Origin of the sequence: Apilactobacillus xinyiensis (genome assembly GCF_019656235.1) — a bacterium.
Taxonomy (GTDB): domain Bacteria; phylum Bacillota; class Bacilli; order Lactobacillales; family Lactobacillaceae; genus Apilactobacillus; species Apilactobacillus xinyiensis.
In genome coordinates this window covers 1-25,878 of record NZ_BPLL01000025.1, presented here as the reverse complement: position 1 = coordinate 25,878, position 25,878 = coordinate 1, and the positions used below count along the sequence as shown (strand labels likewise).

Genomic DNA, 25,878 nt, shown 5'->3' with positions numbered 1-25,878 from the left:
TGAATATCGAAATCATTCCATGAAATTAAATATTTAATTTAGTAATAATTGTCTAACTTTTTTAAGGCACTTCATTTTAGCATTACTCTTTTTAATAATCTAAAAAGTTAGATTATTTTTCGCCACCATTTTTTTCAATGATTTCATCTTGAATACTCTTTGGAACTGGAGAGTAGTGATCGAATACCATTGAGAAGGTACCTCTACCTTGTGAAGCAGAACGTAGAGTTGTAGCATAACCAAACATTTCTGATAGTGGAACGAAAGCATGAATTAATTGAGCTTTGTTTCTCAATTCCATACCATCAACGTTACCACGACGTGAAGTAACTTGTCCCATAACATCACCCATGTATTCTTCAGGAACAACAATATCAACTTTCATGATTGGTTCCAAAATAACAGGGCCAGCTGATTTAGCAGCATTTCTCAATGCGATTGAAGCGGCAACCTTAAAGGCAGCTTCACTAGAATCGACATCATGGTAACTACCATCGTATAACTTAGCTTTAACATCAATTAATGGGTATCCAGCAAGAACACCATTTTCCATTGATTCTTTCAAACCTTGTTCTACTGAAGGGATAAATTCACGAGGAACAACCCCACCAACGATAGCATTTTCGAATTCGAAACCTTTACCAGTTTCATTAGGAGTAAATTCAATCCAAACATCACCATATTGACCTTTACCACCAGATTGACGAACGAATTTACCTTGTGCTTTAGTAGCCTTAGTAAATGCTTCACGGTAAGCAACTTGTGGTTGACCAATAGTTGCTTCAACCTTGAATTCACGTTTCATACGGTCAACGATAATGTTCAAGTGAAGTTCACCCATTCCGGCGATAATAGTTTCACCAGTTTCAGGGTTTGTTTCAGCCTTGAATGTTGGATCTTCTTCAGAAAGTTTTTGTAAAGCAGTGTTCATCTTGTCTTGGTCAGCCTTAGTCTTAGGTTCAACAGAAACACTAATAACTGGTTCAGGGAATTCCATTGATTCAAGATGTAATGGGTGGTCTTGGTCTGTCAATGAATCACCAGTAGTGGTATTCTTCAAACCAATAGCAGCACCAATATCACCAGAGAATACTTCAGGAATTTCTACTCGGTTATTTGAGTGCATTTGAAGTAAACGACCAACACGTTCACGTTTGTTCTTAGTAGCGTTCAATACATATGAACCTGATTCAAGAGTACCTTGGTAAACACGGATGTAAGTTAAACGACCAACGAATGGATCAGTTGCAACTTTAAATGCTAAAGCAGCAAATGATTTGTTGTCATCAGCTTTCAATTCAACATCTTCACCAGTTTTTGGATCAGTAGCTTTGTAAGGACGAACATCTAGAGGTGATGGTAAGTATTCTAGAACTGCATCCATTAACATTTGGATACCTTTGTTCTTAAATGCTGAACCAGCTAATACAGGGTAGAATTCAAGGTTTAAAGTAGCCTTACGGATACCAGCTTTTAATTCTTCCTTGCTGATTTCTTCACCTTCAAGGTATTTTTCCATGATGTCATCGTCAACATCAGCAACTGCTTCAACTAAAGCAGCATGACGTTTTTCTGCTTCTTCTTTGAATTCATCTGGAATATCAACAACGTCCCATTTAGTACCTAATTCATCTTCATCATATAAATCGGCTTTCATTTCGATCAAGTCGATAATACCTCTAAATGAATCTTCAGCACCAATTGGCATTTGAACAGCATGAGCATTAGCGTCCAAACGTTCATGAAGTGATTTAACAGATGCATCAAAGTCAGCACCTAATTTATCCATCTTGTTAGCAAAAACGATACGTGGAACTTCGTATTCAGATGCTTGACGCCAAACAGTTTCAGTTTGTGGTTCAACACCAGCAGCAGCATCTAGAATAGTAATAGAACCATCTAGCACACGTAGTGAACGTTCAACTTCGGCAGTGAAGTCCACGTGTCCTGGGGTATCAATAATGTTGATACGGTGGTCTTTCCATTGAGCTGTTGTAGCAGCAGATGTAATAGTAATACCACGTTCTTGTTCTTGTACCATCCAGTCCATTTGTGAAGCACCATCATGAGTTTCACCAATTTTGTGAATTCTACCAGTGTAGTACAAGATACGTTCAGTAGCAGTAGTTTTACCAGCATCAATATGGGCAGTAATACCAATGTTACGAGTTTTTTCTAATGGAAATTCTCGAGTGTTAGCCATTATAAATTGTTTCTCCTCTCAAATAGTTCACTTTTTGAAAAAAGTGGCTAATTTGGATTAGCCACTCAGATAACATAACCGAAATTATGTTTAGATTACCAACGGTAGTGAGCAAATGCACGGTTGGCTTCAGCCATTTTATGAGTGTCTTCACGTTTCTTAACAGAAGCACCAGTATTGTTAGCTGCATCCATGATTTCACGAGCTAAACGTTCAGTCATAGTGTGTTCACCACGTAAACGAGCATAGTTCACGATCCAACGAAGACCTAAAGTAGTACGACGATCAGGACGAACTTCAATAGGAACTTGGTAGTTAGAACCACCAACACGACGAGCCTTTACTTCTAGTACAGGCATTACGTTCTTCATTGCTTCTTCGAATACTTCAACTGGTTCGTTACCAGTTTCTTTCTTAATAGTTTCAAATGCATTGTATAAGATTTGTGTAGCAGTTCCTCTCTTACCGTCCAACATCAAATGATTGATTAAACGAGTAACCAATTTTGAATTGTAAATTGGATCAGGAAGAACTTCACGTTTTTGTACGTTTCCTTTTCTTGGCATTAAAATGTCCTCCTTATTGCAATAGCGTATTAGTTAGTTTTAATCTTTAGGTTTCTTAGTACCGTATTTTGAACGTCCTTGACGACGGTCAGTAACACCGGCAGTATCTAGAGCACCACGAACGATGTGATAACGCACACCAGGTAAATCCTTAACACGGCCTCCACGAATTAAAACAACACTATGTTCTTGAAGGTTATGGCCAATACCAGGGATATAAGCAGTAACTTCAATTAAGTTTGAAAGTCTAACACGAGCATATTTACGCAAAGCTGAGTTAGGCTTTTTAGGAGTCATGGTACCAACACGAGTAGCAACTCCACGTTTTTGAGGAGCTGGGTTATTAGTTTGCTTCTTCTTGTAACTGTTGTAACCATGGTTTAAAGCTGGGGCTTTTGATTTAGAACTTCTAGAATGACGACCTTTACGTACTAATTGGTTAATAGTAGGCATCTAAAAATTCCTCCTTCCGAAATTATTTTTTATTTAAGTCCACACATCCAGGTGGTTCATTTTTTGATAAATAACCACCTGTTGCTTAAAGCACTAAATTATAGTAACACTCATAATTTTTAGTGTCAATGTTAGTTTGAAAAATTTTAAAATACAAAATAACGTAAATATCATAACATAGGAGGTTATAGCATTTTTATCTATTTATTTATATTAAAAATATTTTTAGGCGCATCAGTTGGATCCTTCGTTAATTTAATATTTGAAAGAAAGCAAGCCGGTACATCTATAATTTTTCCATATTCTCATTGTAATCAGTGTAATCTAAAATTAAGCGTAATTAAAAAGATTCCAATAATGGGATATATAATATCAAAAGGCAAATGTAATCAATGTAATTTTAAAATTCCTTTAGAATATCTTTTAAGTGAACTTTATTTAGGTATCTTAGTGTTAAGAATAAATCCATATGAATTTAAGAGTTGCATAATTTTAATAGCTGCCATCTTACTTCTATACATGTCTCTAAGTGATTTAAAAACTATGCATATACCTACCTTATTAATATATTCATTAGTTCCAATTAGTATGGTTTTAACCAACAAAAACTATTTAAACTTAATAATCATTGGAATATTATATATTTTAATATGCCTAATCCATCGATTTTACAAAAATAATTTTATTGGAAATGGAGATATTGATATATTATTTATTTTCTTTATTATGCACAATTTAAGTGAATTTATAAATATCATTTTTATATCATCACTATCAGCTTTAACATATATAGAAATTAGTCAAAAAAGAGAAGTTGCCTTTATTCCCTTTATGACTCTGGGATTTTTCATTAATTATGTAATATAAAAAGCACTTACTATAAAAGTAAGTGCTTTTTATTTAATTATTTTTTAGCGTCTTCTTCTTGCATACGCTTTTCCAATTCACTAATTGAATAAACGCCATCAGTACTTGATTTTCCGATTTCTTCTGGTTCAATATCACCATAAGTCTTCATTCCAGTACCTGCAGGAATAAGTTTACCAATAATAACATTTTCTTTTAGACCTACTAATGGGTCATTCTTACCACGAATAGCAGCATCAGTTAATACTCGAGTAGTTTCTTGGAATGAAGCTGCAGATAAGAAACTGTTAGTTTCAAGAGCAGCTTTTGTAATACCAAGGATAACTGGACGAGCAGTTGCTGGTATCTTACCAGTAATAATTGCGTCACGGTTAGCATCTTCGAATTGGTTAATATCCATTAAAGTTCCAGGAAGTACATCAGTATCACCAGGATCCATAATTCTAACCTTACGAAGCATTTGTCTTACCATGATTTCAGCATGCTTATCACTTACCGCAACCCCTTGCATACGGTAAACTTTTTGAACTTCACTTAGCAAGTAAACTTCAGTTGATAGAGAATCTTTAACTTTAATAAGTTCTTTAGGATCAATAGAACCTTCATTAAGCGCTTGACCTCTATGAATAAAGTCACCTTCAGTTACTTTCATACGTGCATTAATTGGAACCTTGTAAGTACGAGTATCAGAATCACCCTTAATAGTAATTTCTTTAACACGTTCAGCTGGGTTTTCTTCAATTAATGCAACTTCACCAGTAACTTCGGTAATTTCAGCTTTACCTTTTGGATTACGAGCTTCAAAAATTTCTTGAACACGAGGTAGACCTTGAGTAATATCGGCATTACCAGCAACCCCACCAGTATGGAAGTTACGCATAGTCAACTGAGTACCAGGTTCACCGATTGATTGAGCAGCAACTGTACCAACTGCTTCCCCAACTTCAACGGCATCTCCAGTAGCTAAGTTTCTACCATAACATTTCTTACATACACCATGAACTGTGTTACAAGTAAATGCTGATCTAATTTCAACTTCGGCAATTCCATCGTCTTGAATTCTTTGAGCTTCTGGTTCGTTGATAATTTGATTACGTTTTACAATTACTTCACCGGTTTCAGGGTCTTTAACTGTCTTCATTGCATAACGACCAAGAATACGATCATAAAGTGGTTCAATCATTTCTTTGCCTTCTTTAAGGGCTTTTACGATAACACCACGATCAGTTCCACAGTCATCTTCACGAATAATAACATCTTGAGCAACATCAACTAAACGACGAGTTAAGTAACCTGAGTTGGCAGTCTTCAAGGCTGTATCGGTCATACCTTTACGAGCACCATGGGTAGAAATAAACATTTCCATAACTGATAATCCTTCACGGAAGTTAGCAGTAATAGGTAATTCCATGATTTCACCGTTAGGAGCAGCCATCAAACCACGCATACCAGCCAACTGAGTAAAGTTAGAAATGTTACCACGAGCACCTGAATCACTCATCATAAAGATAGGATTTTGAGGGTCGAAGTTTTTCATTAATTGATTTTGAATTTCATCTTTAGCATCGTTCCAAACACTAATAACTCTTTCATAACGTTCTTGGTCAGTAATTAAACCACGACGGAATTGTTTAGTGATTGTAGCAACCTTTTTATGAGATTCACTAATAATTTCAGGCTTTTGTTTTAAGTCAGTAATATCAGCAATACCAACAGTTAAACCTGACTTAGTTGATTCGTTGTAACCTAGGTCTTTAATACGATCTAGAAGATGTGATGTTTCCGTAACCTTGTATTGTTTATATACTTCGGCAATAACATCAGATAAGAAACCTTTCTTGAAAGGTTTTACTAACTGAGCATTCTTCAAATGATCATGTATATTTTCACCAGGTTCTAGGAAATAGCTGTCAGATAAATGACCACGTAAGTTAGTGTCAGTTGGTTCATTTAAGAATGGGAAAGCTTCTGGCAAAATCTTATTGAAGATAATTTTACCAATAGTAGTTACTAAAATTTTACCCTTTTGTTCATCAGTAAATGGTTTCTTAGGCATTGCAGAAGCAGCAATTCCTACTCGTGTATGCCAGTGAGTTAAACCATTTTGATATGACAATTGAGCTTCATCAGTACTACTGAAAATCATACCTTCACCTTCACGACCTTCTTCTTCCATAGTTAGGTAATAATTACCAATAACCATATCTTGAGAAGGAGCAACGATTGGGTTACCATCACGAGGAGCTAAAATATGACTGGCAGCCAACATTAATAGTCGTGATTCAGCTTGAGCTTCATCAGATAAAGGAACATGGATAGCCATTTGGTCCCCATCAAAATCGGCATTATAAGCTTCACAAGCTAGTGGATGAACACGCATTGATTTACCAGAAACCAATACTGGTTCGAATGCTTGAATTCCTAGTCTATGCAAAGTAGGTGCACGGTTCAATAGAACTGGATGTTCTTTAATAACATCTTCAAGCACATCAAATACTTCAGATTCTTCACGTTCAATTTGACGTTTAGCATTCTTAATATTTGAAGCAATTCCACGTTTAACTAATTCTTTCATGATAAATGGTTTGAATAATTCCATTGCCATTGGCACAGGAAGTCCCATTTGATTAAACTTAAGACTTGGTCCTACATCAATAACTGAACGACCGGAGTAGTCAACACGTTTACCTAGAAGGTTTTGTCTGAAACGACCTTGCTTACCTTTAAGCATGTGTGACAATGATTTCAATGGACGGTTACCTGGACCGGCAACTGGACGACCACGACGACCATTATCAATTAAAGCATCAACTGCTTCTTGTAACATACGTTTTTCGTTTTGCACGATGATACCTGGTGCATGTAAGTCTAATAAACGTTTTAGACGATTATTACGGTTAATAACACGACGGTATAAATCGTTCAAATCAGAGGTAGCAAAACGGCCACCTTCAAGTTGAACCATTGGTCTTAAATCAGGTGGAATAACTGGAATAGTTTCCATTACCATCCAAGCTAAGTCGTTACCAGAAGTGTAGAAAGCTTCTAAGATGTCTAAACGGCGAACTGCTCTAACACGTTTTTGACCAGTAGCTTTTTTAAGTTCTTCTTTTAGTTCAGTAATTTCTTTTTCTACGTCAACCGTCTTCAATAAGGTTCTAATGGCTTCAGCACCAATTTCACCTTCAAAACGATTACCATATTCTTGTTTCTTTTGACGATATTCTTGTTCAGATAATAGTTGTTTCTTTTCTAATGGTGTATTACCAGGATTAGTAACAACATATGATGCAAAGTAAATAATTTCTTCCAAAGCACGTGGGCTCATATCTAAGACAAGACCCATTCTACTTGGAATTCCTTTGAAGTACCAGATGTGAGTAACTGGGGCAGCTAATTCAATATGACCCATTCTTTCACGACGTACTTTAGAACGTGTAACTTCTACTCCACAACGGTCACAAACAATACCCTTATATCTGATACGTTTGTATTTACCACAAGCACATTCCCAATCTTTAGTTGGTCCAAAAATTCTTTCATCGAACAAACCATCTTTTTCAGGTTTTAAAGTACGATAATTAATAGTTTCTGGCTTTTTAACTTCACCATATGACCAACTACGGATCTTATCAGAAGATGCTAATCCAATTTGCATGCTTGAAAATTTATTGACATCGACCAACTGATAGTCCTCCTTCTCTATTCCTTAGTATTTGTATTTGTTTCATTAGCTTTAGCATCTTCAGTCTTAGATTTGTCAGATCCTTTTTGTTCTTTTTGCTTTTCAGCAAGTTTACTTAAAGCATCCACATTAACAACTTCATCATTATCACTACTATCCATATCACGTAGTTCAATTTCTTTGTTGTCGTTATCTAGAACTTTCATGTCTAAACCTAAAGCTTGTAATTCTTTAACTAAAACACGGAATGATTCAGGAACACCTGGTTTTGGAATTGGTTCACCCTTAACAATTGCTTCATAAGTCTTAACACGTCCAACAACATCATCAGACTTGTAAGTTAAGATTTCTTGAAGTGTGTAAGCAGCACCATAAGCTTCCAGTGCCCAAACTTCCATTTCACCAAAACGCTGTCCACCAAATTGTGCTTTACCACCAAGTGGTTGTTGAGTAACTAATGAGTATGGTCCAATTGCACGAGCATGAATCTTATCGTCAACCATGTGAGCAAGTTTCAAGTAGTGCATAACACCAACGGCAACACGTTTATCAAATGGTTCACCTGTACGACCATCATAAACGATTGACTTAGCGTCAGATGCCATTCCAGCTTCTTTAACTACATCCCATATATCACTATCACGAGCACCATCGAAAACAGGAGTTGCAACATGAATTCCAAGTTTTCTAGCAGCCATTCCTAAGTGTAATTCAAGAACTTGACCAATGTTCATACGTGAAGGCACACCCATTGGACTTAATAAAATATCAATTGGAGTACCATCTGGTAAGTATGGCATATCTTCTTCAGGGATAACAATTGAAACTGTACCCTTGTTACCATGACGACCAGACATCTTGTCCCCAACTTGAATTTTACGTTTTTGAGCAATGTAAACACGAACCATCTTGTTTACACCAGGTGATAATTCATCACCATTTTCTCTAGTAAATACTTTAACGTCTTGGATAATTCCGCCACCACCATGTGGTACACGTAATGAAGTATCACGAACTTCTCGTGATTTTTCACCAAAGATAGCGTGAAGTAATCTTTCTTCAGCTGATAATTCAGTAACACCCTTAGGAGTAACTTTACCAACTAAAATATCACCATCATGAACTTCAGCACCAACACGGATAATACCTTCATCGTCAAGGTTTTTTAATGCATCTTCCCCAACGTTAGGTATTTCTCTAGTCATTTCTTCAGGTCCAAGTTTAGTATCTCTAGTTTCTGATTCGTATTCTTCAATATGAATTGAAGTATAAACGTCATCACGAACTAATCTTTCAGAAATACCAATGGCATCTTCAAAGTTATAACCTTGCCAAGTCATAAATGCAACAACTGGGTTTTGACCTAATGCTAATTCACCATTTTCCATAGATGGTCCATCTGCAAGGATTTCATCAGCATCTACCTTGTCTCCTGCACGAACAATTGGGCTTTGGTTGTAGTTCTTACCACCATTAGAACGTCTAAATTTCATTAATTTATAAGTGTCTAAAGCACCATCATCACGACGAACGCGAACTTCACGTGCATCAACATATTCTACAGTTCCTGGATGCTTACAAATTAAAGCAACTCCAGAATCATGGGCGGCCTTATATTCAATACCAGTACCAACTAGTGGTGCGTGAGGCTTGATCAAAGGAACCGCTTGACGTTGCATATTGGCTCCCATTAAAGCACGGTTAGAGTCATCATTTTCCAAGAAAGGAATACATGCAGAAGCAACTGAAACAACTTGTTTAGGAGAAACGTCCATGTAGTCAACGTTTTCAATCTTAGTTTCAATATTATTAGATTTGTAACGAGCCATAACAACATCATTTGCAAAAGAACCATCTTCATTCAATGGTGAGTTAGCTTGAGCTACAACATAATTATCTTCTTCATCAGCAGATAAATAATCAATTTTGTCAGTGACTTTATGGGTATCCCATGAAACACGACGGTAAGGAGTTTCAATAAATCCATATTTATTAACTTTAGCATAACTAGAAAGTGAACTAATTAAACCAATGTTAGGACCTTCGGGAGTTTCAATCGGACAAATACGACCATAGTGAGTGTAATGAACGTCACGAACTTCGTAACCAGCACGGTCTCTGGTCAAACCACCAGGTCCTAAGGCTGAAAGACGACGTTTATGAGTTAATTCACCTAATGGGTTAGTTTGATCCATGAATTGTGATAATTGAGATGAACCAAAGAATTCCTTAATTGAAGCTACTACTGGTCTAATATTAATTAATTGTTGAGGTGTAACAGTTGAAGTGTCTTGGATTGACATTCTTTCACGTACTACACGTTCCATTCTAGCTAAACCAATTCTAAATTGATTTTGCAACAATTCACCAACTGAACGAATACGACGATTACCTAAATGGTCAATATCGTCTGGTTCACCAATACCTTCTTGTAAGTTAAAGAAGTAGTTAACTGATGAAATAATATCAGCAGGAGTAATGTGCTTGTAATCTAAAGGAATGTTATCATTACCAATTACTGGTACAACATGTTCAGGATCTTTTTCAGATTGAACTTTAATGATTTGTACAGTCATTGGTTCTGGAACAACTGATTCTTCAGAAGGATTAAATGTATATGCCTTAAAGTCTTTGTTATCCAAGTATGGTGCAAGAGTTTGCATTACTTGCTTATCGATAACAGTACCCTTCTTAACGATAATTTCACCAGTTTCAGGGTCAGCTAAAGTTTCAGCTAAAGTTAGACCTAATAGACGAGTCTTAAGACTTAACTTGTTGTTAGTCTTGTAACGTCCAACTGGTGCCATATCATAACGTTTAGGATCAAAGAATCTAGCAGTTAACAAGCTACGAGAAGAATCCGCAGTCTTAGGTTCACCTGGACGTAGACGTTCGTAAATATCTTTTAATGCTTCTTCAACGCGAGAATCATCGGTATTCTTGTGAACATCTTTTTCCAAAGTAAGAGAAAGACTATCATTACTACCTAATATTTGAGAAATTTCATCGTCTGAACCGAAACCTAATGCACGAACCAATTCAGTAATTGGTAACTTTCTAGTTCTATCGATACGAACGTATGAAAGATTCTTAGCATCAGTTTCAAATTCCATCCAAGCACCACGGTTAGGAATTACAGTAGTACCGAAAACAGTTCTACCATTCTTAGCCTTATCTTGGTGGAAAAATACACCAGGGGATCTTACTAATTGTGAAACAATAACACGTTCTGCACCATTAATAATGAAAGTACCTTGTTCTGTCATTAATGGGAAATCACCAAAGAATACATCTTGGTTTTTGATTTCTCCAGTTTCGTGGTTAGTTAATTTTAATGTGATATGAAGTGGAGCAGAGTAATTTGCCTCATGATCTCTTGCTTCATCCACAGTGTACTTAGGTTCTAATAGTTGGTAATCTACGAATTCCAATGATAATTTTCCTTGAAAATCATCAATTGGCATGATGCCGTTAAACATCTCACGTAAACCTTCTTTTAAGAACCATTTGTATGAATCAGTCTGGATTTCAATTAAATTAGGTAAATCAAGAACTTCCTTGATTTGCGAATAACTTCTTCGAATACGGTGTTTACCATATTTAACTAAATGTCCTGCCAAGTTCTTCACCTCTCCAAATTATTCTATAGAATTAAATGTTACATTTTCATTACAATTACAAAAAAATTGCATATATACCTAAAAATGAGCAAAAAAAATCCAAAAATAAGATTATTTTTCTTACTTTTGGTTATTATAGGTACGTTTTACGGACAATAGATCGCAAACGTGCATTTAATTCATAGTAATATACACGTAATGATACTATCTGGTCTAAAAATTGTCAATAAAAAAAGAGAAGAAATATCTTCTCTTTTAATTTTATTGTTTAACTGTTTCTTTATTATTAAAAGTTAATTTACCTTTATGCGAACCTACAGATAAGATACTACCTGCTGAAAGTTCTCCAGATAAAATCATTTCGCTAACCTTGTCTTCTACTTGAGTTTGAATTGCACGACGAATTGGTCTTGCACCATATTCTGGATCAAAGCCAGCTTTAGCAATTACATCAATTGCTGCAGGTGTAAATTTAATTTCAATCGCTTGTTCTTCTACTCGAGCAATTAAATCTTTTAAGTTCAACTTAACAATTTGACGAATTTGTGGTTGTTTTAATGAATGGAAAATAACCGTTTCATCAATTCGATTTAAAAATTCTGGTTTAAAATGTTTTTTGAGTTGTGCCTTAATAACACCAGACATTGCTTCAAATGAATCTTCATTGTTGCTTTCAGCACCAAAACCAACTGTCTTCTTATCGCGTAAAGCCGTAGCTCCTAAATTAGAAGTCATAATCAACAATGTATTTCTAAAGTCAACTTTTCTTCCTTTAGAATCAGTCATGTATCCATCATCTAAAACTTGAAGTAATAGGTTAAATACATCAGGATGTGCTTTTTCTACTTCATCAAATAATACAACTGAATATGGATGTTGACGTACCTTTTCTGTTAATTGTCCACCTTCATCGTATCCAACATATCCAGGAGCTGAACCTACTAAACGACTAGTAGAGTATTTCTCCATATATTCAGACATATCAACTCTAATCATGTCATCCTTAGAACCAAACATTGTTTCAGCTAAGTCTTTAGCCAACTCTGTTTTACCAACTCCGGTAGGCCCTAAAAAGATAAATGAACCAATTGGACGATTAGGATTTTTCAAGCCACTACGAGCTCTTCGAATAGCCCGTGCAACTGCTGATACTGCTTTATCTTGACCAATGATTTTCTTATGCAATATTTTTTCAAGATTAATTAGCTTGGAAGAATCAGTTTTAGTCATTTGATTAACTGGAATACCTGTCCATTCATGAACAATATTAGCAATATCTTCACCGGTTTCAGTCAATGAATAGTGATCATCTTCAGTTTTATTTTTCTTTTCTGCACGTTCTTTTAACTGTTCTAGCTCGTCTTGTAGTTTTTTCTCTGATTGTCTAATTTGTACTGCTTTTTCAAATTCTTGATGCTCAATAGCCATTTCCATTTGTCTAGAAAGACTATTTAATTGTTTTTGTTTAGTAGCTAAACTATTAGATTTACCCATACTATCAATCCTAATTTTAGCAGCAGCTTCATCCATTAAGTCAATAGCTTTGTCGGGTAAAAAGCGATTACTAATATATCTAGTTGATAATTTAACCGCTTCATCAATGGCTTCATCAGTTATTCTTACATGATGATGTTTTTCATATTTAGGACGTAATCCACTTAAAATTTGTCTAGCTTGGTCAGGAGTTGGTTCATCAACCATAACCGTCGCAAATCTTCTAGCTAATGCCTGGTCAGATTCAATGTGCTTTTGATATTCATCCAAAGTAGTAGCCCCTATGGTTTGTAGTTCACCACGTGCTAACGCTGGTTTTAAAATATTAGAAGCATCAATTGCCCCTTCAGCACCACCGGCACCTATCAAAGTATGCAATTCGTCAATAAATAGAATGACATGGCCATCTTCACGAATTTCATTAATAACTTTTTTCAATCTATCTTCAAATTCACCGCGATATTTAGTACCTGCGACTAAGGAGCCCATGTCTAGCATCATCAAACGTTTATTAGCCATATCACCAGGAACTTCTCCTGCAACTATTTTTTGAGCTAAACCTTCAGCAATTGCTGTCTTCCCCACTCCTGGTTCACCAATTAAAACGGGGTTATTCTTAGTACGTCGACTCAAAATTTGAATTACACGACGAACCTCTTTGTCACGGCCAATTGTAGGATCCATATTACCTTGCTTAGCAATTTCAGTCATATCACGTGCTAAAGAATCCAATGTAGGTGTTGGACCTTCATTGCGTTTGTTTTTATTACGGTATTGCATACGTTTAGCTGAGGCTGATGAAACTCCCATTTTGCGGAAAGTAACTTTTTGAACTTCGCTCGGCTTAACATCTAATGATATTAATATTCTTGAAGAAATCAAAGAATAGTCACTAAGTAGCGCTAATAATAAGTGTTCAGTGCCTACCTTTAAAGCACCATATTGTTTAGCAATTTGTCCAGACATTGCAATAACATTTTGTGCTTTAGGTGAATAAGGTAAATAGGTATCATTATCGGCATCTACAAAGTTACCATATCCAGCAATACGCTCAATTTCACCACGAATGTCTTCTTCATTTATAGAGAAATGTTGTAATGCATTGTAAGCAATCCCATTTTTTTCCATGGTTAAAGCTAGTAAAATGTGCTCAGTACCAATTGCTTGATGCTTAAAGCCCTTAGCTTGTTCTTGAGCCAAAATTAGCACGTTTTTTGCACTAGGTGTAAAAATATTATTATTGTTCATAAATAAGCCTCACTTTCTAACTTTCGTATTTCAAATGATTCAAGATTGAAATCATAATACGTGCTCTTAAATTATTTTCAATCGTTTTGTTACCAGTATTTAAAGTTTTACAGTTTATGGCAGATAGTATAATATTGACTTCTTTATTGTTAATAATATCATTTTCCAATAATGTTAAAGCAATAGATTTACCCTCTTTATACGATAAAGTATCACCTATCGATTCAACAATTAAGTTTATTATATCTAAATTATCCAATAACTTAACTTTTTCAATTCTAATATAACCGCCACCACCACGTTTACTTTCTACAATATAGCCATTCGGAATTCCAAAACGTGTTTTTATTACATAGTTAATTTGTGATGGCACAACATTAAAAAGATTAGCTATTTCGGAGCGACTAATTTCAACTTCTGAATCTTCAGCTAGTATTTTTTTGAGATATTTTTCTATAATATCAGAAACGTTTTTTCCTTGCATAGCTATTCCTACCTTTGACTAATATTGACTTTCATTATACGAATTTATAGATTGATTGCAAAGAAATTTGTTTATAAAAATAAAAAAGTATACAAAAAAATCGGGAAAACAAGATTCGAACTTGCGACCTTTGCGTCCCGAACGCAACGCTCTACCAAGCTGAGCTATTTCCCGATTTTTAAACTATTCAATTAAAGTATCGGGAAGACAGGATTCGAACCTGCGACCCCCTGGTCCCAAACCAGGTGCTCTACCAAGCTGAGCTACTTCCCGAAAAAATAAAAAAATGCACCCAGTAGGACTCGAACCTACAACCTTCTGATTCGTAGTCAGACACTCTATCCAGTTGCGCTATGGGTGCATATAATAAAAATATTAAGTTAAATGCCGAGGACCGGGATCGAACCGGTACGGTCATCACTGACCGCAGGATTTTAAGTCCTGTGCGTCTGCCAATTCCGCCACCCCGGCATAATAAAATTGGCAAAGCGGAAGACGGGATTCGAACCCGCGACCCCCACCATGGCAAGGTGATGTTCTACCACTGAACTACTTCCGCATAATGCCGACTAGACGATTCGAACGCCCGACCTCTTCATTACTAGTGAAGCGCTCTAACCAACTGAGCTAAGTCGGCATATACCTTACAATGCGGGCGAAGGGATTCGAACCCCCACGTCATAAGACACTAGAACCTAAATCTAGCGCGTCTGCCAGTTCCGCCACGCCCGCAACGTATATACAAATATTAAATTGTAATGAGCCGTGGCAGGTTCGAACTGCCGACCCTCTGATTAAAAGTCAGATGCTCTACCAGCTGAGCTAACGGCTCATGAATGGAGGATACAGGGCTCGAACCTGTGACCTCCTGCTTGTAAGGCAGATGCTCTCCCAACTGAGCTAATCCTCCATGAGGTCTTTTTAACTAAAAGAAACAACTTTTATATAATATCAAGTTAATTCATTTTTGTCAAATGTTTTTTATTTATCGGTTGTTACTTATCAAACAACAAATAGTATTATATATTATTGATTCTAAAAAAGCTAGTGTTTTTTGAAAATTTATAAAAAAATAGTGCTAATTATTTAAAATCAGCACTATTAGTAACTTTATTCTTTTGTAATTTTTTTCATGCCATGCATGTATGGTTGTAATACTTCAGGAATGTCGATGCTCCCATCTTCATTTTGGAAGTTTTCTAGGATAGCAGCCACAGTTCTACCAACTGCTAAACCAGAACCATTTAATGTGTGTACATATTGAAGTTTACCATTTTCATCACGATATTGAATGTGAGCTCGACGAGCTTGAAAATCAGTAGTGTTAGAACAACTAGAAATTTCACGATAACGGTTTTGAGCAGGCATCCATACTTCAAGGTCATGGGTCATAGCAGCAGTAAAACTCATATCACTAGTAGTTAAAGTAATTACATGGTATGGAATTCCCAACATCTTCAATAATGATTCCGCATGTTCAGTAATATTTTCTAATGCTTGCCATGATTCATCTGGTTTAGTAAATTGAACCATTTCAACTTTATTAAATTGATGTAAACGAATTAATCCTCTAGTGTCACGACCCGCACTTCCTGCTTCAGATCTAAAAGCTGGAGTTAAAGCTGTGAACTTAACTGGTAATTTTTCAGTAGGAATAACTTCATCACGATAATAGTTTACCAATGGAACTTCGGCAGTTGGAATCATCGTTAAATCGCTATCTTGGATTTCAAAACCAGCCTTATTTTCTAAAAACTTAGGAAATTGACCAGTTCCATACATAGAAGCGGAGTTAACCATGTATGGTGGTAAGACTTCTTTATAACCAGCTTTATCATTTTGATCTAAATAGAAATTGTAAACTGCACGTTCCAATTGGGCACCTGCACCCATGTAATATACAAAACGACTACCGGCTACCTTAGCACTACGTTCAAAATCTAAAATACCTAAGTCTTCACCAAGATCCCAGTGATGTCTAGGTTCAAAGTTAAATTTACGAGGTTCACCAATTTTTCTAAGTTCTACAGCACCATCTTCAGTTAAACTAACGGGTACTCCATCAGCAGGAATATTAGGTAAATGAGCAGCTAAATCCTGTTGATCTTTTTGAACTTTTTCAAGTTGTTCATCTAATTCCTTTGTTTCTTTAGCAACTTCCTTCATTTCGTTAATAGGTTCAGTTGCATCTTCTTTATTACGTTTTAATTGTGAAATCATTTCAGAAACTTTGTTTTTCTTAGCCTTTAATGATTCACTCTTTAAAATTAAATCACGACGTTGTTGGTCAAAAGACAATAATTTATCTATTGTTTCTTCTGAAACGTTTCTAGTAGCTAACTTTTCTTTAATATATTCTGGATTTTGACGAATTTTTTTAATATCTAACATGTATTTCCCTCCTAAAATAAAAAGAAGGCTCTCGTCTATTGGGACGAAAGCCTTCTTTATCGCGGTACCACCCAAGTTCTTGATGCAATATAAATAACACCAAACCCTCGAAAAAGATAACGGACTAATTCCGTGTAGCATTACCTACCCGCTTATTCATGTACTCGGAAATTTCGACTGTCGATTCACACCTACCATCGACTCTCTGTCATGCCTACTTATATAGTACATACAACGTTTTATTTATCTAGATATAATCTTATTACATAAATTTAACTTTAGCAACTAATTAATTCTTGGTACCTATCTTTTATTTGTTTTAAAACATTTTCAAAATCTTCTTCGTTCTCTACAAAATCATACCTATCACCATCAATTTGCATTTTAGGTGATTGATCGTACTCTTCATACCAACGATTATATCGTTCATTCAACATTTGATAATATTTGTATAATTCTGGATCTTTATCAATTTGTTCAAAATAACGTCCACGTTTTTTAATTCGTTTTAACATTGTATCAAAAGAGATTTTTATGTGAATTAATAAATCCGGATTTTTAGTTAACTTAGCATTAGGAATTTCTTCCATCATGTTTTTTAACAATGAATCATATATATCGGCCTCAGTTTCAGTTGCACGACCCAAGTCTGCATTTAAACGAAACATTAATGAATCTTCATAAATAGAGCGATCCATTATACTATCCTTATCATCTAAACGTGCTTTTTTAATTAGGTCCAATCGACTATTTAAAAAGTATATTTGTAATAGGAAAGCATACTTTTGTGGATTTTTATAAAACAATGGCAAAATCTCATTATCATCAACTGATTCATAATAGTCAGCCAAGTTCATTTTCTCAGCTAACATTCTAGTTAAAGAGGTCTTTCCAGCCCCAATCGTTCCAGCTAGTACAAGCATAAATATCTCCTTAGTAATTTAATAGCTTTAAATATTGTAATACATTTATTTAAATAATCACAAATAGTTTTTAAAAATAAAAGGGATGCTTAAAAGCATCCCTTTTTAATTTAATCATCACTTCGATTATGTTCACGCATTGTTGGTGAAACATCAACTTTATCTAGTGGAATTAAATGTGTATGATTTTTAATTTTGTATACAACGTACAAGATTAAAACTAATGGAACTGAAATATAAGTAATTCCAATTTGTTTCCAATCAAAAGATATAAATGAATTAATATCTTGTCCACAAATAACTAAAATACATAGAATTAAAGTTAAAATTGGACCGAATGGGAACCAAGTAGCATGATATTTTAGTTCACTAATTTTATGCCCTTGTTTAATAAAAGCTCTTCTAAAGCGGTAGTGAGAAATTGCTATCCCTACCCAAGCAATAAAACCAGTTAAACCAGATGCGGCTACTAACCACAAGTAAATTGATGGTCCAGCAAAACTGCTAAGGAAAGTTAATAAAGCAACTAACGTAGTTGCTAATAATGAGTACAATGGAATTCCTTTACCTGTAGTTTTTGAAAAAACTTTTGGCGCATATCCATCATGAGCCATAGAGTAAAGCATTCTAGTTGAAGCATACATTCCAGAGTTAGCAGATGAAATAACTGAAGTTAAAATAACTGCATTCATCACAGATGCTGCGGCAGCCAATCCAGCACGTTTAAATACTAAGGTAAATGGACTAATTGCAACATCTGAAGCACTAGAACCTAATAAGTCTGGACTAGTGTAAGGAATAATGGCAGCAATTACAATGATTGCAAAAATATAGAATAAAATAATGCGCCAAAATACTTCCTTAATAGCTTTAGGAACTGATTCATGCGGATTATCAGATTCACCAGCAGTAATTCCTACCAGTTCAGTTCCTTGGAAAGAGAAACCAGCAACGATAAATACACTTAAGATAGCTGGAATTCCACCTACAAACGGAGCTTGTTTATAAGTAAAGTTTGAAAATCCAGTTGCGTGACCACCCATAATACCAAAGATAGTCAATACTCCAACTGCTAAAAATACAAAAATAGTGATAACTTTAATTAATGACATCCAAAATTCAGTTTCACCAAATGCTTTAACTGAAAGCACATTAATTAAGAAAATTAACGCTAAAGTTACCGCACTAAATATCCAGCTAGGCATTGATGGTAACCAAAATTTCATTACTAAAGCAGCAGTACTAATATCAACCGCCACGGTAATTGCCCAGTTGAACCAATAATTCCAACCCATTGCAAATCCTAAGGCTGGATCAACATACTTCGCTGAATAAGCAGCAAAAGAACCTGAAACTGGCATGTTAGTAGCCATTTCACCTAAACTAGTCATTAAAAAGTAAACCATTAGTCCCATTAAAACATAAGCAACTAAGGCTCCACCAGGTCCAGCCTGGCTAATTGTTGAACCAGATGCAACGAACAATCCAGTCCCAATACATCCACCTAATGCGATCATAGAGACGTGACGAGTTTTAAGCTCTCTATGAACTCCATTAGAGTTATTATTTTGTTCACTCATAAGTGATTCCTCCTAAATATGTTTCTAAGAGGTGCATACAAAGACAAATAACTAAAAAGAATCTCCCCTTAATAAAAGAAGAGATTCTTAAAATAGCATTCTAATTATTGATCTTAGAAAGCACTCCGTAACTTAATAGTCACGACAGTTCTTAGTCTATTAAACCAAGACCCAAAAATAATATGATAAAGCATATTATAATTTCGGCAAAATCCCCTTTCATAAATGCTCAAAGCCACTTTATTAGCTAACATTTACTACTAATGTCATCTGCGCCTCTTCTTAGATTACTATAAGATTATATACTGACTATTAAAAATATTCAACATTATTTTAAATTTAAAACCCAGGTTTCAGTTAACGTATCTGCAGAGTCTTTTACAAACCCGTTATTCTTTAAAACTTTCATCGAAGCTAAATTACCTTTTTTAAAAGTACCAAATATCTTGTTAGTCGTTTGCATTGATCTTATTAAATCAATAACTTTCGATAGAGCTAAAGTCATATATCCCTTATGACTGTAATCTCTAGAAATTAAATAACCTAAATCTAACTCTGTTAACGTTGGTTCGTTATTAACACCAATTGTTTCAAATAAATTAATTAAACCAATCAATTGATTAGACTTAGAATCACGAATCGCAACTGTATTATCATCAATATCCGATTGTAATAATAATTCTGCTTTTCTTTTAGAATTGATAGGTTCAAAACCACAACCTTGAGCAATATGAGCATCGTTCATTAATAAGAAATATGCATCAATATCACTTGCTAACAGTTTATCTATGGTGATATCACCTAAGTTCAATGTTTTTAATTGCATTATGTAACTCCTATAATAAATTTATTGCGTTAAAATATAATTATAAATAAAGCGTTTATGGAGGCAATAGTATTATGAAAATAATTAAAAAATCAGTTCGCGAAAATTCAAGTGCCTTTATGCAAGGCTACATAAGAAATGCCGATGCTGAAAGTGGCCATTTTAAGTATTCAGCTATGATTATTGTGCCTGGTGGATCATATACACATATTCCAGTTAATCAAGCCGAAAGTTTTGCATTAACCTATTCTGCTCAAGGTTACCAAAGTTTCTTTTTGCGCTATACTTTTGAATCTGAAGCCAAGCCTTTAATGCCCAATCCGTTAATTGAGTTAGCGAATACAATTAAAATCATTAAAGAAAATGCTGTAAATTGGAATATTGACCCTGAAAAAATTGTCATTGCTGGTTTTTCAATTGGCGGACACATTGTTAGTTTATTCAATAACTTATATGATTCTGAATGGTTCCAAAAAATTAGTAAAATCAATAATTCTGAAATAATCAAACCAGCAGCTACCATTTTAGGATATCCCGTGATTAATCTAACTTTAGGTTTCCCTAACGACAATGAAAAAGTAGCTAATTGGATTGACGACAAAATAGAAATCAAGGCTGACGAAAGCGTGTCAGATACTAATGTTCCAACATTTATCTGGGCTACTACAGATGACCCCGTGGTTCCTAGTATAAATTCAATTAAATATGCTGAGCAGTTAAATTTACACCATATTGATAATGAGTTACATTTATTTCATCATGGACCACATGGTATGGCTCTAGCTAATCAATTAACGGCTTGGAAAAATGCTGCTAATGATCAACATGTAGCTAAGTGGTTCCAATTATCAAATGAATGGTTGAATGAAATTATATAAAAAAGACGACTTTTAATAGTCGTCTTTTTTATATATATGAATGATTAACTAGTTTCCATTTACTTTTAATCGTTGGTGCAAAATAAACATATAAGATTTGACTAATTTGTAACCATGTATAACCGATACATACTGCTCCAACTGTATCAGTTGGGTAATGTGCATTTAGATAAATTCTAGAAAGCATTACTAATATCATTAAAATGATTGTACAAATTTGAATAATCAAAACTTTTTTTCTACTCTTGATGATTGGTAAGACAATCACCCAAATTATCCCAATAATTAAAAAAGTATTTAAAACATGGCCACTAGGAAAACTAAATCCTGTGTCATGAGCTAAATGAAATATCGGACGTTGTCTCTGAATAATGTGTTTTATGATTACACCTACAGCATCCCCACCAATTAATGTACAAATTGACCAGATAGCTGGAACTTTATACTTAGTTCCCCATAATAAGAAAGCTAAAATAAGAATCCAAAGTATCCCTAATTTGGGACTAGCTAAATTAGTAATAAGTGTATACATTCCATTCAAAAATCCAGATTGATCTTTTTGGACGCTTCCAATAATTGCAGAATCTAAAAACTGTAAATAACCAGAGTTTATAATAACAGATGCGGTTACAATTCCAGATAAAATTGCGGCTAAAATCAGTTTTACATATCGAGTTAAATCCTTATCGATTATCATAAAGATTTTCTCCTCCCAAAATCATATAATTATACCCACTAAGTATACCATATCGACATATTTTGCTGTTTCAATTTTGATAAATATTAATATATATATTTAGTAACTGTTATACTGGTTAAATATAATAGAATAAATATATTTAGGAAGTGAGTTTTATGATTCATATCGCAATTACCATGATTATATTGGGTATCATTGCTGGAATTGCGGGAGCTATCTTAGGACTAGGTGGTGGAATTATCGTAACTCCAATTCTAACTTTACTGTTTGGATTGGATATTAAGTATGCAATTGGTGCAAGTATCATCGTTGTGATTGCCACTAGTTCTGGGTCAACGATTGCATATTTAAAAGATGAAGTACTTAACCTTAGAGTTGCCATGTTTTTGGAGATTGCCACAACTATTGGAGCTATTTCTGGAGCTTTGTTGACTGGTATCCTTAGCCCTAAATATTTATATATACTGTTTGGACTACTTTTAGTTTTTTCAGCATATAATATGGTTAAAAAATTACTACAAAAAAATAGTAACGTAAAAGAAGTAACCAATGACCGTATCGCCACTCAATTAAAATTAAATGGTAGTTATTATGATAAAGCTGCTAAAAAACAAGTGAACTATAACGTACAAAATGTTCCTGGTGGATTTATCGTAATGTTTGGTGCTGGATTAGCTAGTGGTCTACTTGGTATCGGTTCTGGTGCATTTAAAGTTATTGCAATGGATACTTTTATGAAAATGCCACTAAAACCATCTAGCGCTACTAGCAACTTAATGATGGGAGTTACCGCTGCCGCAAGTGCTACCGTTTACTTTTTTAATGGATCAATTTTGCCATATATTGCAGTTCCATTAGCCTTAGGAATTTTATTAGGCTCAGTAATTGGATCTAGAATTATGCAAGTTCTCCCTGCTAAATGGATTCGCGCAATCTTCGTCCCAGTACTATTCTATATCGGTATCAATATGTTACTTCAAGGATTTGGGGTGAAATTATAATGGAAAATAAAGATAATAAAATGCGTACTGAAATGAACCAAATTGAACTAATAATTGGTAAAATTCTTAGAATTGGTGTAATCATATCGGCAACTATTATGATTATCGGATTACTATTATTTCTTATCACGGGAACTTCTGGTTACGCCAAAAACTATATTCCTAGTAATTTCAAAACCATTTTTCAAGGAATTGTGCATTTTAAACCATATGCAATTATGATGCTAGGTATTTTTTGCTTAATCTTAACCCCCGTACTAAGAGTTGTTGTATCTATTTACTCTTTCTATAAAGAAAAAGATAAATTATACGTTTATATAACTTCAATTGTATTAGTTATTTTAATATTTAGTTTATTCATCTAAATAAAAAAGAAGCCTTATTTCAAGACTTCTTTTTTTGATGCTATTTTTTTCTTTAATCTTAAAAACAGCTGGTTAGCAAACTCGGAAAACAAGAAGCCAGCAGCAATAGCTCCCGCAATAAATACCACTTGAATTAAGTAAGACTTAGCCAAAGTATAGTTTCCAGTAGCCAAGTATTTCATAACTTGATAGGCTTGTCCTCCTGGCACTAGCGGTACTAACGCTGGAATATTAAAAATAATAACTGGTAATTTTTTCCAGCGCGAAGCTATGATACCAAAAATCCCAATAGAAAAAGTTCCTAATGCATTGGCTTCAATATACCCACCAACATATTGAGTATAAAAATAATAAATTAACCAACCCATCACACTAACTATTCCGCCCATGTTCAAGGCTCTTTTTGGCACGTTCACTAAGATACCAAATCCAATCGTACCTAAGTAAACTAATATCATATTAAAAAATAATTGCATGTTAATTTATCACCCCAATATTTTAATTGCCATGGCTACACCAAATCCTAATGCACAAGCACTTATAATGGCCTCAACTCCTCTGGAAGGCCCACTAATTAAATTACCTGATAAAACGTCACGCACCGCATTAGTAATTGGCACTCCTGGCACTAATGGCATAATACTTCCGATAATTAAGTCATCAACACTATTTCCTAAGTGTAAGTAGTTAATAGATATAATCGATAATAATCCAATTCCTAAGGCTGAAATAAATTCACTAAGAAATTTAATAGAAGTGTATTTTTCAATTATCGAATACATGACCCAGCCAAACATCCCAATAAAACAAGCAATCGGAAAATCTCTTATATTGTCTCTAAAAACAATTTCCAAACAACCACTAACCATTGCAGCACCTAACAGCTGCATCCATTTATTAAAGCGTGGCACTGTATCATCGATATGTTCTAACGCATAATAGAATTGCCTCAGGTTAATTTTACGTTCAGCAAATTTACGAGAATAATCATTTACTACCGAAACTTTTTCTAAATCAAAACTACGTTTATCGATTGAAATAACTTGAGCTCCATTATTATAATTAGCAGACATGATAATCCCAGTCAAAGTAACGTATGACCTAGCTTGAAAAGCTCCTGCATTTTTGGCAATGCGGTCAATCGTATCAGTTACTCTAACCATTTCGGAACCATTTTCAATCATTATTTTACCTGCTAATAAGCAAATTTCGACTACTAATTTATCACGGTTTTTCGGATTCATTGAATATTCCCACCTATCTATGCGTAATAATATTATGGACATTATAACATTCTATATACACAAAAAGAATTGAGTATTTACCCAATTCTTTTTTATTTATTCTTCGACTTTTTTAATAAAAACATAGTGAGAAGCTTTATAACTAATTACAATTTCTTGCTTATCGGTAATGTTTTTAACGGTAACGGGGCCTTCAAATGGTGAATGTTTAATGACTTCTAATTCATCACCAATATCTAATTGAATATCACCTAAATAAGTTAATAAATCATGATTATCAATAAAACGGTCTACAACTACCTTCTCACCGTCTTTAGCATCATTTAATACGGTATGACTATCTTCCTTATAATGCCCGTGGGTGTCAGGAATAACACCACCATGTGGACAATGAGTAGGATGGCCTAATTTTTTATCTAAAGCATTTAAAAGTTTATCACTAGTAACATGTTCTAGAATTTCTGCTTCCTTATCAACATCTGGTAAAGAATAACCTAAAGCGTTCACTAAAAAGCTTTCCCAAATACGATGTTTACGTACTAACATTTCTGCTAGCTTTACACCTTTATCGGTAAGGAAGACGCCAGAATAAGGTTCATGCGAAACTAAACCTTCTTCTAACAGCTTATTTATCATTTCAGTAACTGAACCAGCTGCAATGTCTAAACTAATTGCGATACGTTTATTAGTAACTTTACTTTTAGTTCCACCTAGTTCAAATATTATTTTCAGATAGTCCTCTTTCTTTGGGGTCATTCTTATCAGCGTCTCCTAAATTTAAAATTGTATATAATCTATATTTTTACTACAACTTTACATTATAAACAAGTTTTGCGTTTTACGAAAACATTTATTAAATATATAATGTGGATAGGCAACAAAATTTGTTTGAATAGAGGCGCACGTCATATGAATGGAGAAACAAAGAATTTTTCTCAATTAAATGAACAGGCAAAGCAGGTTGCAGTAAAGAATTTTACTACTTTCTATGTTCATTTATATAGAACGAACAATCTAGAAATAATCTCAGATAAAGTAGATAATACTATTTTATGGGATATTGACCGCCGATTATATAGTGATAAATTTGAATTAACCGACGAAATTATTGAAGATTCATATAACTTTAGTTATAAAGAATATGAAAAAGTCATAGTGCATTTAGGTCAAAAATACTTCGATAATGGAAACCCTGAATTAAACTGGAACGAATGGTACCAAAAACAATACAATGCTGTAGGTGCTGGCTTATAAAATAAAAAAGAGATGATTTAAATGAAGTGCCTTAAAAAAGTTAGACAATTATTACTAAATTAAATATTTAATTTCATGGAATGATTTCGATATTCA

Annotated in this window: 20 protein-coding genes, 9 tRNA genes and 1 riboswitch; of the genes, 5 read left to right on the top strand and 24 right to left on the bottom strand. The window is 34.4% G+C overall.

Going from position 1 to position 25,878, the window contains the following annotated elements:
- Positions 1-112 precede the first annotated feature (112 nt).
- The 3 genes from fusA to rpsL form a co-directional block, all read right to left on the bottom strand.
- Positions 113-2,203, bottom strand: coding sequence for an elongation factor G (fusA, locus tag K5Q11_RS06030; RefSeq protein WP_220728634.1), 2,091 nt, complete (start codon positions 2,201-2,203; stop codon positions 113-115).
- Between the two features lie 95 nt (positions 2,204-2,298).
- Positions 2,299-2,769: a 30S ribosomal protein S7 gene (gene rpsG, locus K5Q11_RS06025; RefSeq protein ID WP_054657564.1), complete on the bottom strand. Its 471-nt coding sequence runs from the start codon at positions 2,767-2,769 to the stop codon at positions 2,299-2,301.
- Positions 2,770-2,808: 39 nt separating this feature from the next.
- Positions 2,809-3,222: a 30S ribosomal protein S12 gene (gene rpsL, locus K5Q11_RS06020; protein ID WP_054657562.1), complete on the bottom strand. Its 414-nt coding sequence runs from the start codon at positions 3,220-3,222 to the stop codon at positions 2,809-2,811.
- A gap of 177 nt (positions 3,223-3,399) precedes the next feature.
- Between rpsL and K5Q11_RS07585 the strand changes: the two genes are divergently transcribed.
- Entirely contained in the window at positions 3,400-4,089 is a 690-nt protein-coding gene (locus tag K5Q11_RS07585; RefSeq protein ID WP_373311501.1) for a prepilin peptidase, read from the top strand.
- 37 nt (positions 4,090-4,126) lie between these two features.
- Here the strand turns inward: K5Q11_RS07585 and rpoC are convergent, their stop codons facing one another.
- The 17 genes from rpoC to K5Q11_RS05925 all read right to left on the bottom strand — a co-directional run bounded on the left by rpoC (position 4,127) and on the right by K5Q11_RS05925 (position 20,340).
- The gene (gene rpoC, locus K5Q11_RS06005) at positions 4,127-7,774 is read right to left on the bottom strand and encodes a DNA-directed RNA polymerase subunit beta' (protein ID WP_220751925.1); all 3,648 of its coding nucleotides are present in this window, start codon (positions 7,772-7,774) and stop codon (positions 4,127-4,129) included.
- A gap of 17 nt (positions 7,775-7,791) precedes the next feature.
- Positions 7,792-11,403, bottom strand: a complete 3,612-nt coding sequence (gene rpoB / locus K5Q11_RS06000) for a DNA-directed RNA polymerase subunit beta (protein WP_220751923.1) — start codon at positions 11,401-11,403, stop codon at positions 7,792-7,794.
- A 252-nt stretch (positions 11,404-11,655) separates the two neighbouring features.
- Positions 11,656-14,136, bottom strand: coding sequence for an ATP-dependent Clp protease ATP-binding subunit (locus K5Q11_RS05995; protein ID WP_220728965.1), 2,481 nt, complete (start codon positions 14,134-14,136; stop codon positions 11,656-11,658).
- A 16-nt stretch (positions 14,137-14,152) separates the two neighbouring features.
- Positions 14,153-14,620 carry a CtsR family transcriptional regulator gene (locus K5Q11_RS05990; protein WP_220728966.1) on the bottom strand — a complete coding sequence of 156 codons (468 nt, stop codon included), beginning with the start codon at positions 14,618-14,620 and terminating at the stop codon, positions 14,153-14,155.
- 100 nt (positions 14,621-14,720) lie between these two features.
- Positions 14,721-14,794: transfer RNA gene (locus K5Q11_RS05985), tRNA-Pro, on the bottom strand.
- 25 nt (positions 14,795-14,819) lie between these two features.
- A tRNA-Pro gene (locus K5Q11_RS05980) sits at positions 14,820-14,893 on the bottom strand.
- A 14-nt stretch (positions 14,894-14,907) separates the two neighbouring features.
- Positions 14,908-14,981: transfer RNA gene (locus K5Q11_RS05975), tRNA-Arg, on the bottom strand.
- A 24-nt stretch (positions 14,982-15,005) separates the two neighbouring features.
- Positions 15,006-15,091 (bottom strand) — tRNA-Leu (locus tag K5Q11_RS05970).
- Between the two features lie 16 nt (positions 15,092-15,107).
- A tRNA-Gly gene (locus K5Q11_RS05965) sits at positions 15,108-15,179 on the bottom strand.
- A gap of 4 nt (positions 15,180-15,183) precedes the next feature.
- Positions 15,184-15,257 (bottom strand) — tRNA-Thr (locus tag K5Q11_RS05960).
- A 13-nt stretch (positions 15,258-15,270) separates the two neighbouring features.
- A tRNA-Leu gene (locus K5Q11_RS05955) sits at positions 15,271-15,352 on the bottom strand.
- A gap of 27 nt (positions 15,353-15,379) precedes the next feature.
- Positions 15,380-15,452: transfer RNA gene (locus K5Q11_RS05950), tRNA-Lys, on the bottom strand.
- 5 nt (positions 15,453-15,457) lie between these two features.
- Positions 15,458-15,530 (bottom strand) — tRNA-Val (locus K5Q11_RS05945).
- A 200-nt stretch (positions 15,531-15,730) separates the two neighbouring features.
- Positions 15,731-17,011, bottom strand: coding sequence for a serine--tRNA ligase (gene serS / locus K5Q11_RS05940; protein WP_220751921.1), 1,281 nt, complete (start codon positions 17,009-17,011; stop codon positions 15,731-15,733).
- A gap of 278 nt (positions 17,012-17,289) precedes the next feature.
- Positions 17,290-17,934: a deoxynucleoside kinase gene (locus K5Q11_RS05935; protein WP_220751919.1), complete on the bottom strand. Its 645-nt coding sequence runs from the start codon at positions 17,932-17,934 to the stop codon at positions 17,290-17,292.
- 110 nt (positions 17,935-18,044) lie between these two features.
- Positions 18,045-19,514, bottom strand: a complete 1,470-nt coding sequence (locus K5Q11_RS05930; RefSeq protein WP_220751917.1) for an amino acid permease — start codon at positions 19,512-19,514, stop codon at positions 18,045-18,047.
- A 110-nt stretch (positions 19,515-19,624) separates the two neighbouring features.
- Positions 19,625-19,803, bottom strand: a riboswitch (Lysine riboswitch).
- A 39-nt stretch (positions 19,804-19,842) separates the two neighbouring features.
- Complete coding sequence (locus K5Q11_RS05925) at positions 19,843-20,340, bottom strand: GNAT family N-acetyltransferase (protein ID WP_220728970.1); 498 nt, start codon at positions 20,338-20,340, stop codon at positions 19,843-19,845.
- 74 nt (positions 20,341-20,414) lie between these two features.
- Here K5Q11_RS05925 and K5Q11_RS05920 point away from each other — a divergent pair, with 74 nt between their 5' ends.
- On the top strand, positions 20,415-21,218 hold the full coding sequence (locus tag K5Q11_RS05920; protein WP_220751915.1) for a lp_1002 family arylesterase: 804 nt from the start codon (positions 20,415-20,417) through the stop codon (positions 21,216-21,218).
- A 28-nt stretch (positions 21,219-21,246) separates the two neighbouring features.
- Here K5Q11_RS05920 and K5Q11_RS05915 read toward each other — a convergent pair whose 3' ends face one another.
- A complete protein-coding gene (locus tag K5Q11_RS05915) occupies positions 21,247-21,915 on the bottom strand; it encodes a phosphatase PAP2 family protein (RefSeq protein WP_220751913.1) in 669 nt (222 codons plus the stop codon).
- A gap of 158 nt (positions 21,916-22,073) precedes the next feature.
- On the opposite strand from K5Q11_RS05915, the gene K5Q11_RS05910 reads away from it, so the two are divergent.
- Together K5Q11_RS05910 and K5Q11_RS05905 are read left to right on the top strand one after the other, a co-directional pair.
- Positions 22,074-22,919, top strand: a complete 846-nt coding sequence (locus K5Q11_RS05910; RefSeq protein ID WP_220751911.1) for a sulfite exporter TauE/SafE family protein — start codon at positions 22,074-22,076, stop codon at positions 22,917-22,919.
- The gene (locus tag K5Q11_RS05905) at positions 22,919-23,284 is read left to right on the top strand and encodes a DUF1634 domain-containing protein (RefSeq protein WP_220751909.1); all 366 of its coding nucleotides are present in this window, start codon (positions 22,919-22,921) and stop codon (positions 23,282-23,284) included. The genes K5Q11_RS05910 and K5Q11_RS05905 overlap by 1 nt, the downstream gene beginning before the upstream one ends.
- Before the next feature lie 14 nt (positions 23,285-23,298).
- Here K5Q11_RS05905 and K5Q11_RS05900 read toward each other — a convergent pair whose 3' ends face one another.
- The 3 genes from K5Q11_RS05900 to K5Q11_RS05890 form a co-directional block, all read right to left on the bottom strand.
- On the bottom strand, positions 23,299-23,760 hold the full coding sequence (locus K5Q11_RS05900; RefSeq protein WP_220728975.1) for a threonine/serine exporter family protein: 462 nt from the start codon (positions 23,758-23,760) through the stop codon (positions 23,299-23,301).
- Positions 23,761-23,769: 9 nt separating this feature from the next.
- Positions 23,770-24,528, bottom strand: a complete 759-nt coding sequence (locus K5Q11_RS05895; RefSeq protein ID WP_220728976.1) for a threonine/serine exporter family protein — start codon at positions 24,526-24,528, stop codon at positions 23,770-23,772.
- A 96-nt stretch (positions 24,529-24,624) separates the two neighbouring features.
- The gene (locus K5Q11_RS05890; protein WP_220728929.1) at positions 24,625-25,284 is read right to left on the bottom strand and encodes a metal-dependent transcriptional regulator; all 660 of its coding nucleotides are present in this window, start codon (positions 25,282-25,284) and stop codon (positions 24,625-24,627) included.
- Between the two features lie 153 nt (positions 25,285-25,437).
- Here K5Q11_RS05890 and K5Q11_RS05885 point away from each other — a divergent pair, with 153 nt between their 5' ends.
- Positions 25,438-25,782, top strand: coding sequence for a hypothetical protein (locus tag K5Q11_RS05885; RefSeq protein ID WP_220751907.1), 345 nt, complete (start codon positions 25,438-25,440; stop codon positions 25,780-25,782).
- The last annotated feature ends 96 nt before the right edge of the window (positions 25,783-25,878 follow it).

Bases quoted from the DNA above. Each gene is read 5' to 3' on its own strand.
- K5Q11_RS05895 (WP_220728976.1), bottom strand. From the start codon at position 24,528: ATGAATCCGAAAAACCGTGATAAATTAGTAGTCGAAATTTGCTTATTA.
- K5Q11_RS05925 (WP_220728970.1), bottom strand. From the start codon at position 20,340: ATGCAATTAAAAACATTGAACTTAGGTGATATCACCATAGATAAACTG.
- serS (WP_220751921.1), bottom strand. From the start codon at position 17,011: ATGTTAGATATTAAAAAAATTCGTCAAAATCCAGAATATATTAAAGAA.
- K5Q11_RS05935 (WP_220751919.1), bottom strand. From the start codon at position 17,934: ATGCTTGTACTAGCTGGAACGATTGGGGCTGGAAAGACCTCTTTAACT.
- K5Q11_RS05990 (WP_220728966.1), bottom strand. From the start codon at position 14,620: ATGCAAGGAAAAAACGTTTCTGATATTATAGAAAAATATCTCAAAAAA.
- K5Q11_RS05890 (WP_220728929.1), bottom strand. From the start codon at position 25,284: ATGACCCCAAAGAAAGAGGACTATCTGAAAATAATATTTGAACTAGGT.
- fusA (WP_220728634.1), bottom strand. From the start codon at position 2,203: ATGGCTAACACTCGAGAATTTCCATTAGAAAAAACTCGTAACATTGGT.
- rpsG (WP_054657564.1), bottom strand. From the start codon at position 2,769: ATGCCAAGAAAAGGAAACGTACAAAAACGTGAAGTTCTTCCTGATCCA.
- rpsL (WP_054657562.1), bottom strand. From the start codon at position 3,222: ATGCCTACTATTAACCAATTAGTACGTAAAGGTCGTCATTCTAGAAGT.
- K5Q11_RS05930 (WP_220751917.1), bottom strand. From the start codon at position 19,514: ATGAGTGAACAAAATAATAACTCTAATGGAGTTCATAGAGAGCTTAAA.
- K5Q11_RS05915 (WP_220751913.1), bottom strand. From the start codon at position 21,915: ATGATAATCGATAAGGATTTAACTCGATATGTAAAACTGATTTTAGCC.
- K5Q11_RS05885 (WP_220751907.1), top strand. From the start codon at position 25,438: ATGAATGGAGAAACAAAGAATTTTTCTCAATTAAATGAACAGGCAAAG.
- K5Q11_RS05905 (WP_220751909.1), top strand. From the start codon at position 22,919: ATGGAAAATAAAGATAATAAAATGCGTACTGAAATGAACCAAATTGAA.
- K5Q11_RS05920 (WP_220751915.1), top strand. From the start codon at position 20,415: ATGAAAATAATTAAAAAATCAGTTCGCGAAAATTCAAGTGCCTTTATG.
- K5Q11_RS05995 (WP_220728965.1), bottom strand. From the start codon at position 14,136: ATGAACAATAATAATATTTTTACACCTAGTGCAAAAAACGTGCTAATT.
- K5Q11_RS05910 (WP_220751911.1), top strand. From the start codon at position 22,074: ATGATTCATATCGCAATTACCATGATTATATTGGGTATCATTGCTGGA.
- K5Q11_RS05900 (WP_220728975.1), bottom strand. From the start codon at position 23,760: ATGCAATTATTTTTTAATATGATATTAGTTTACTTAGGTACGATTGGA.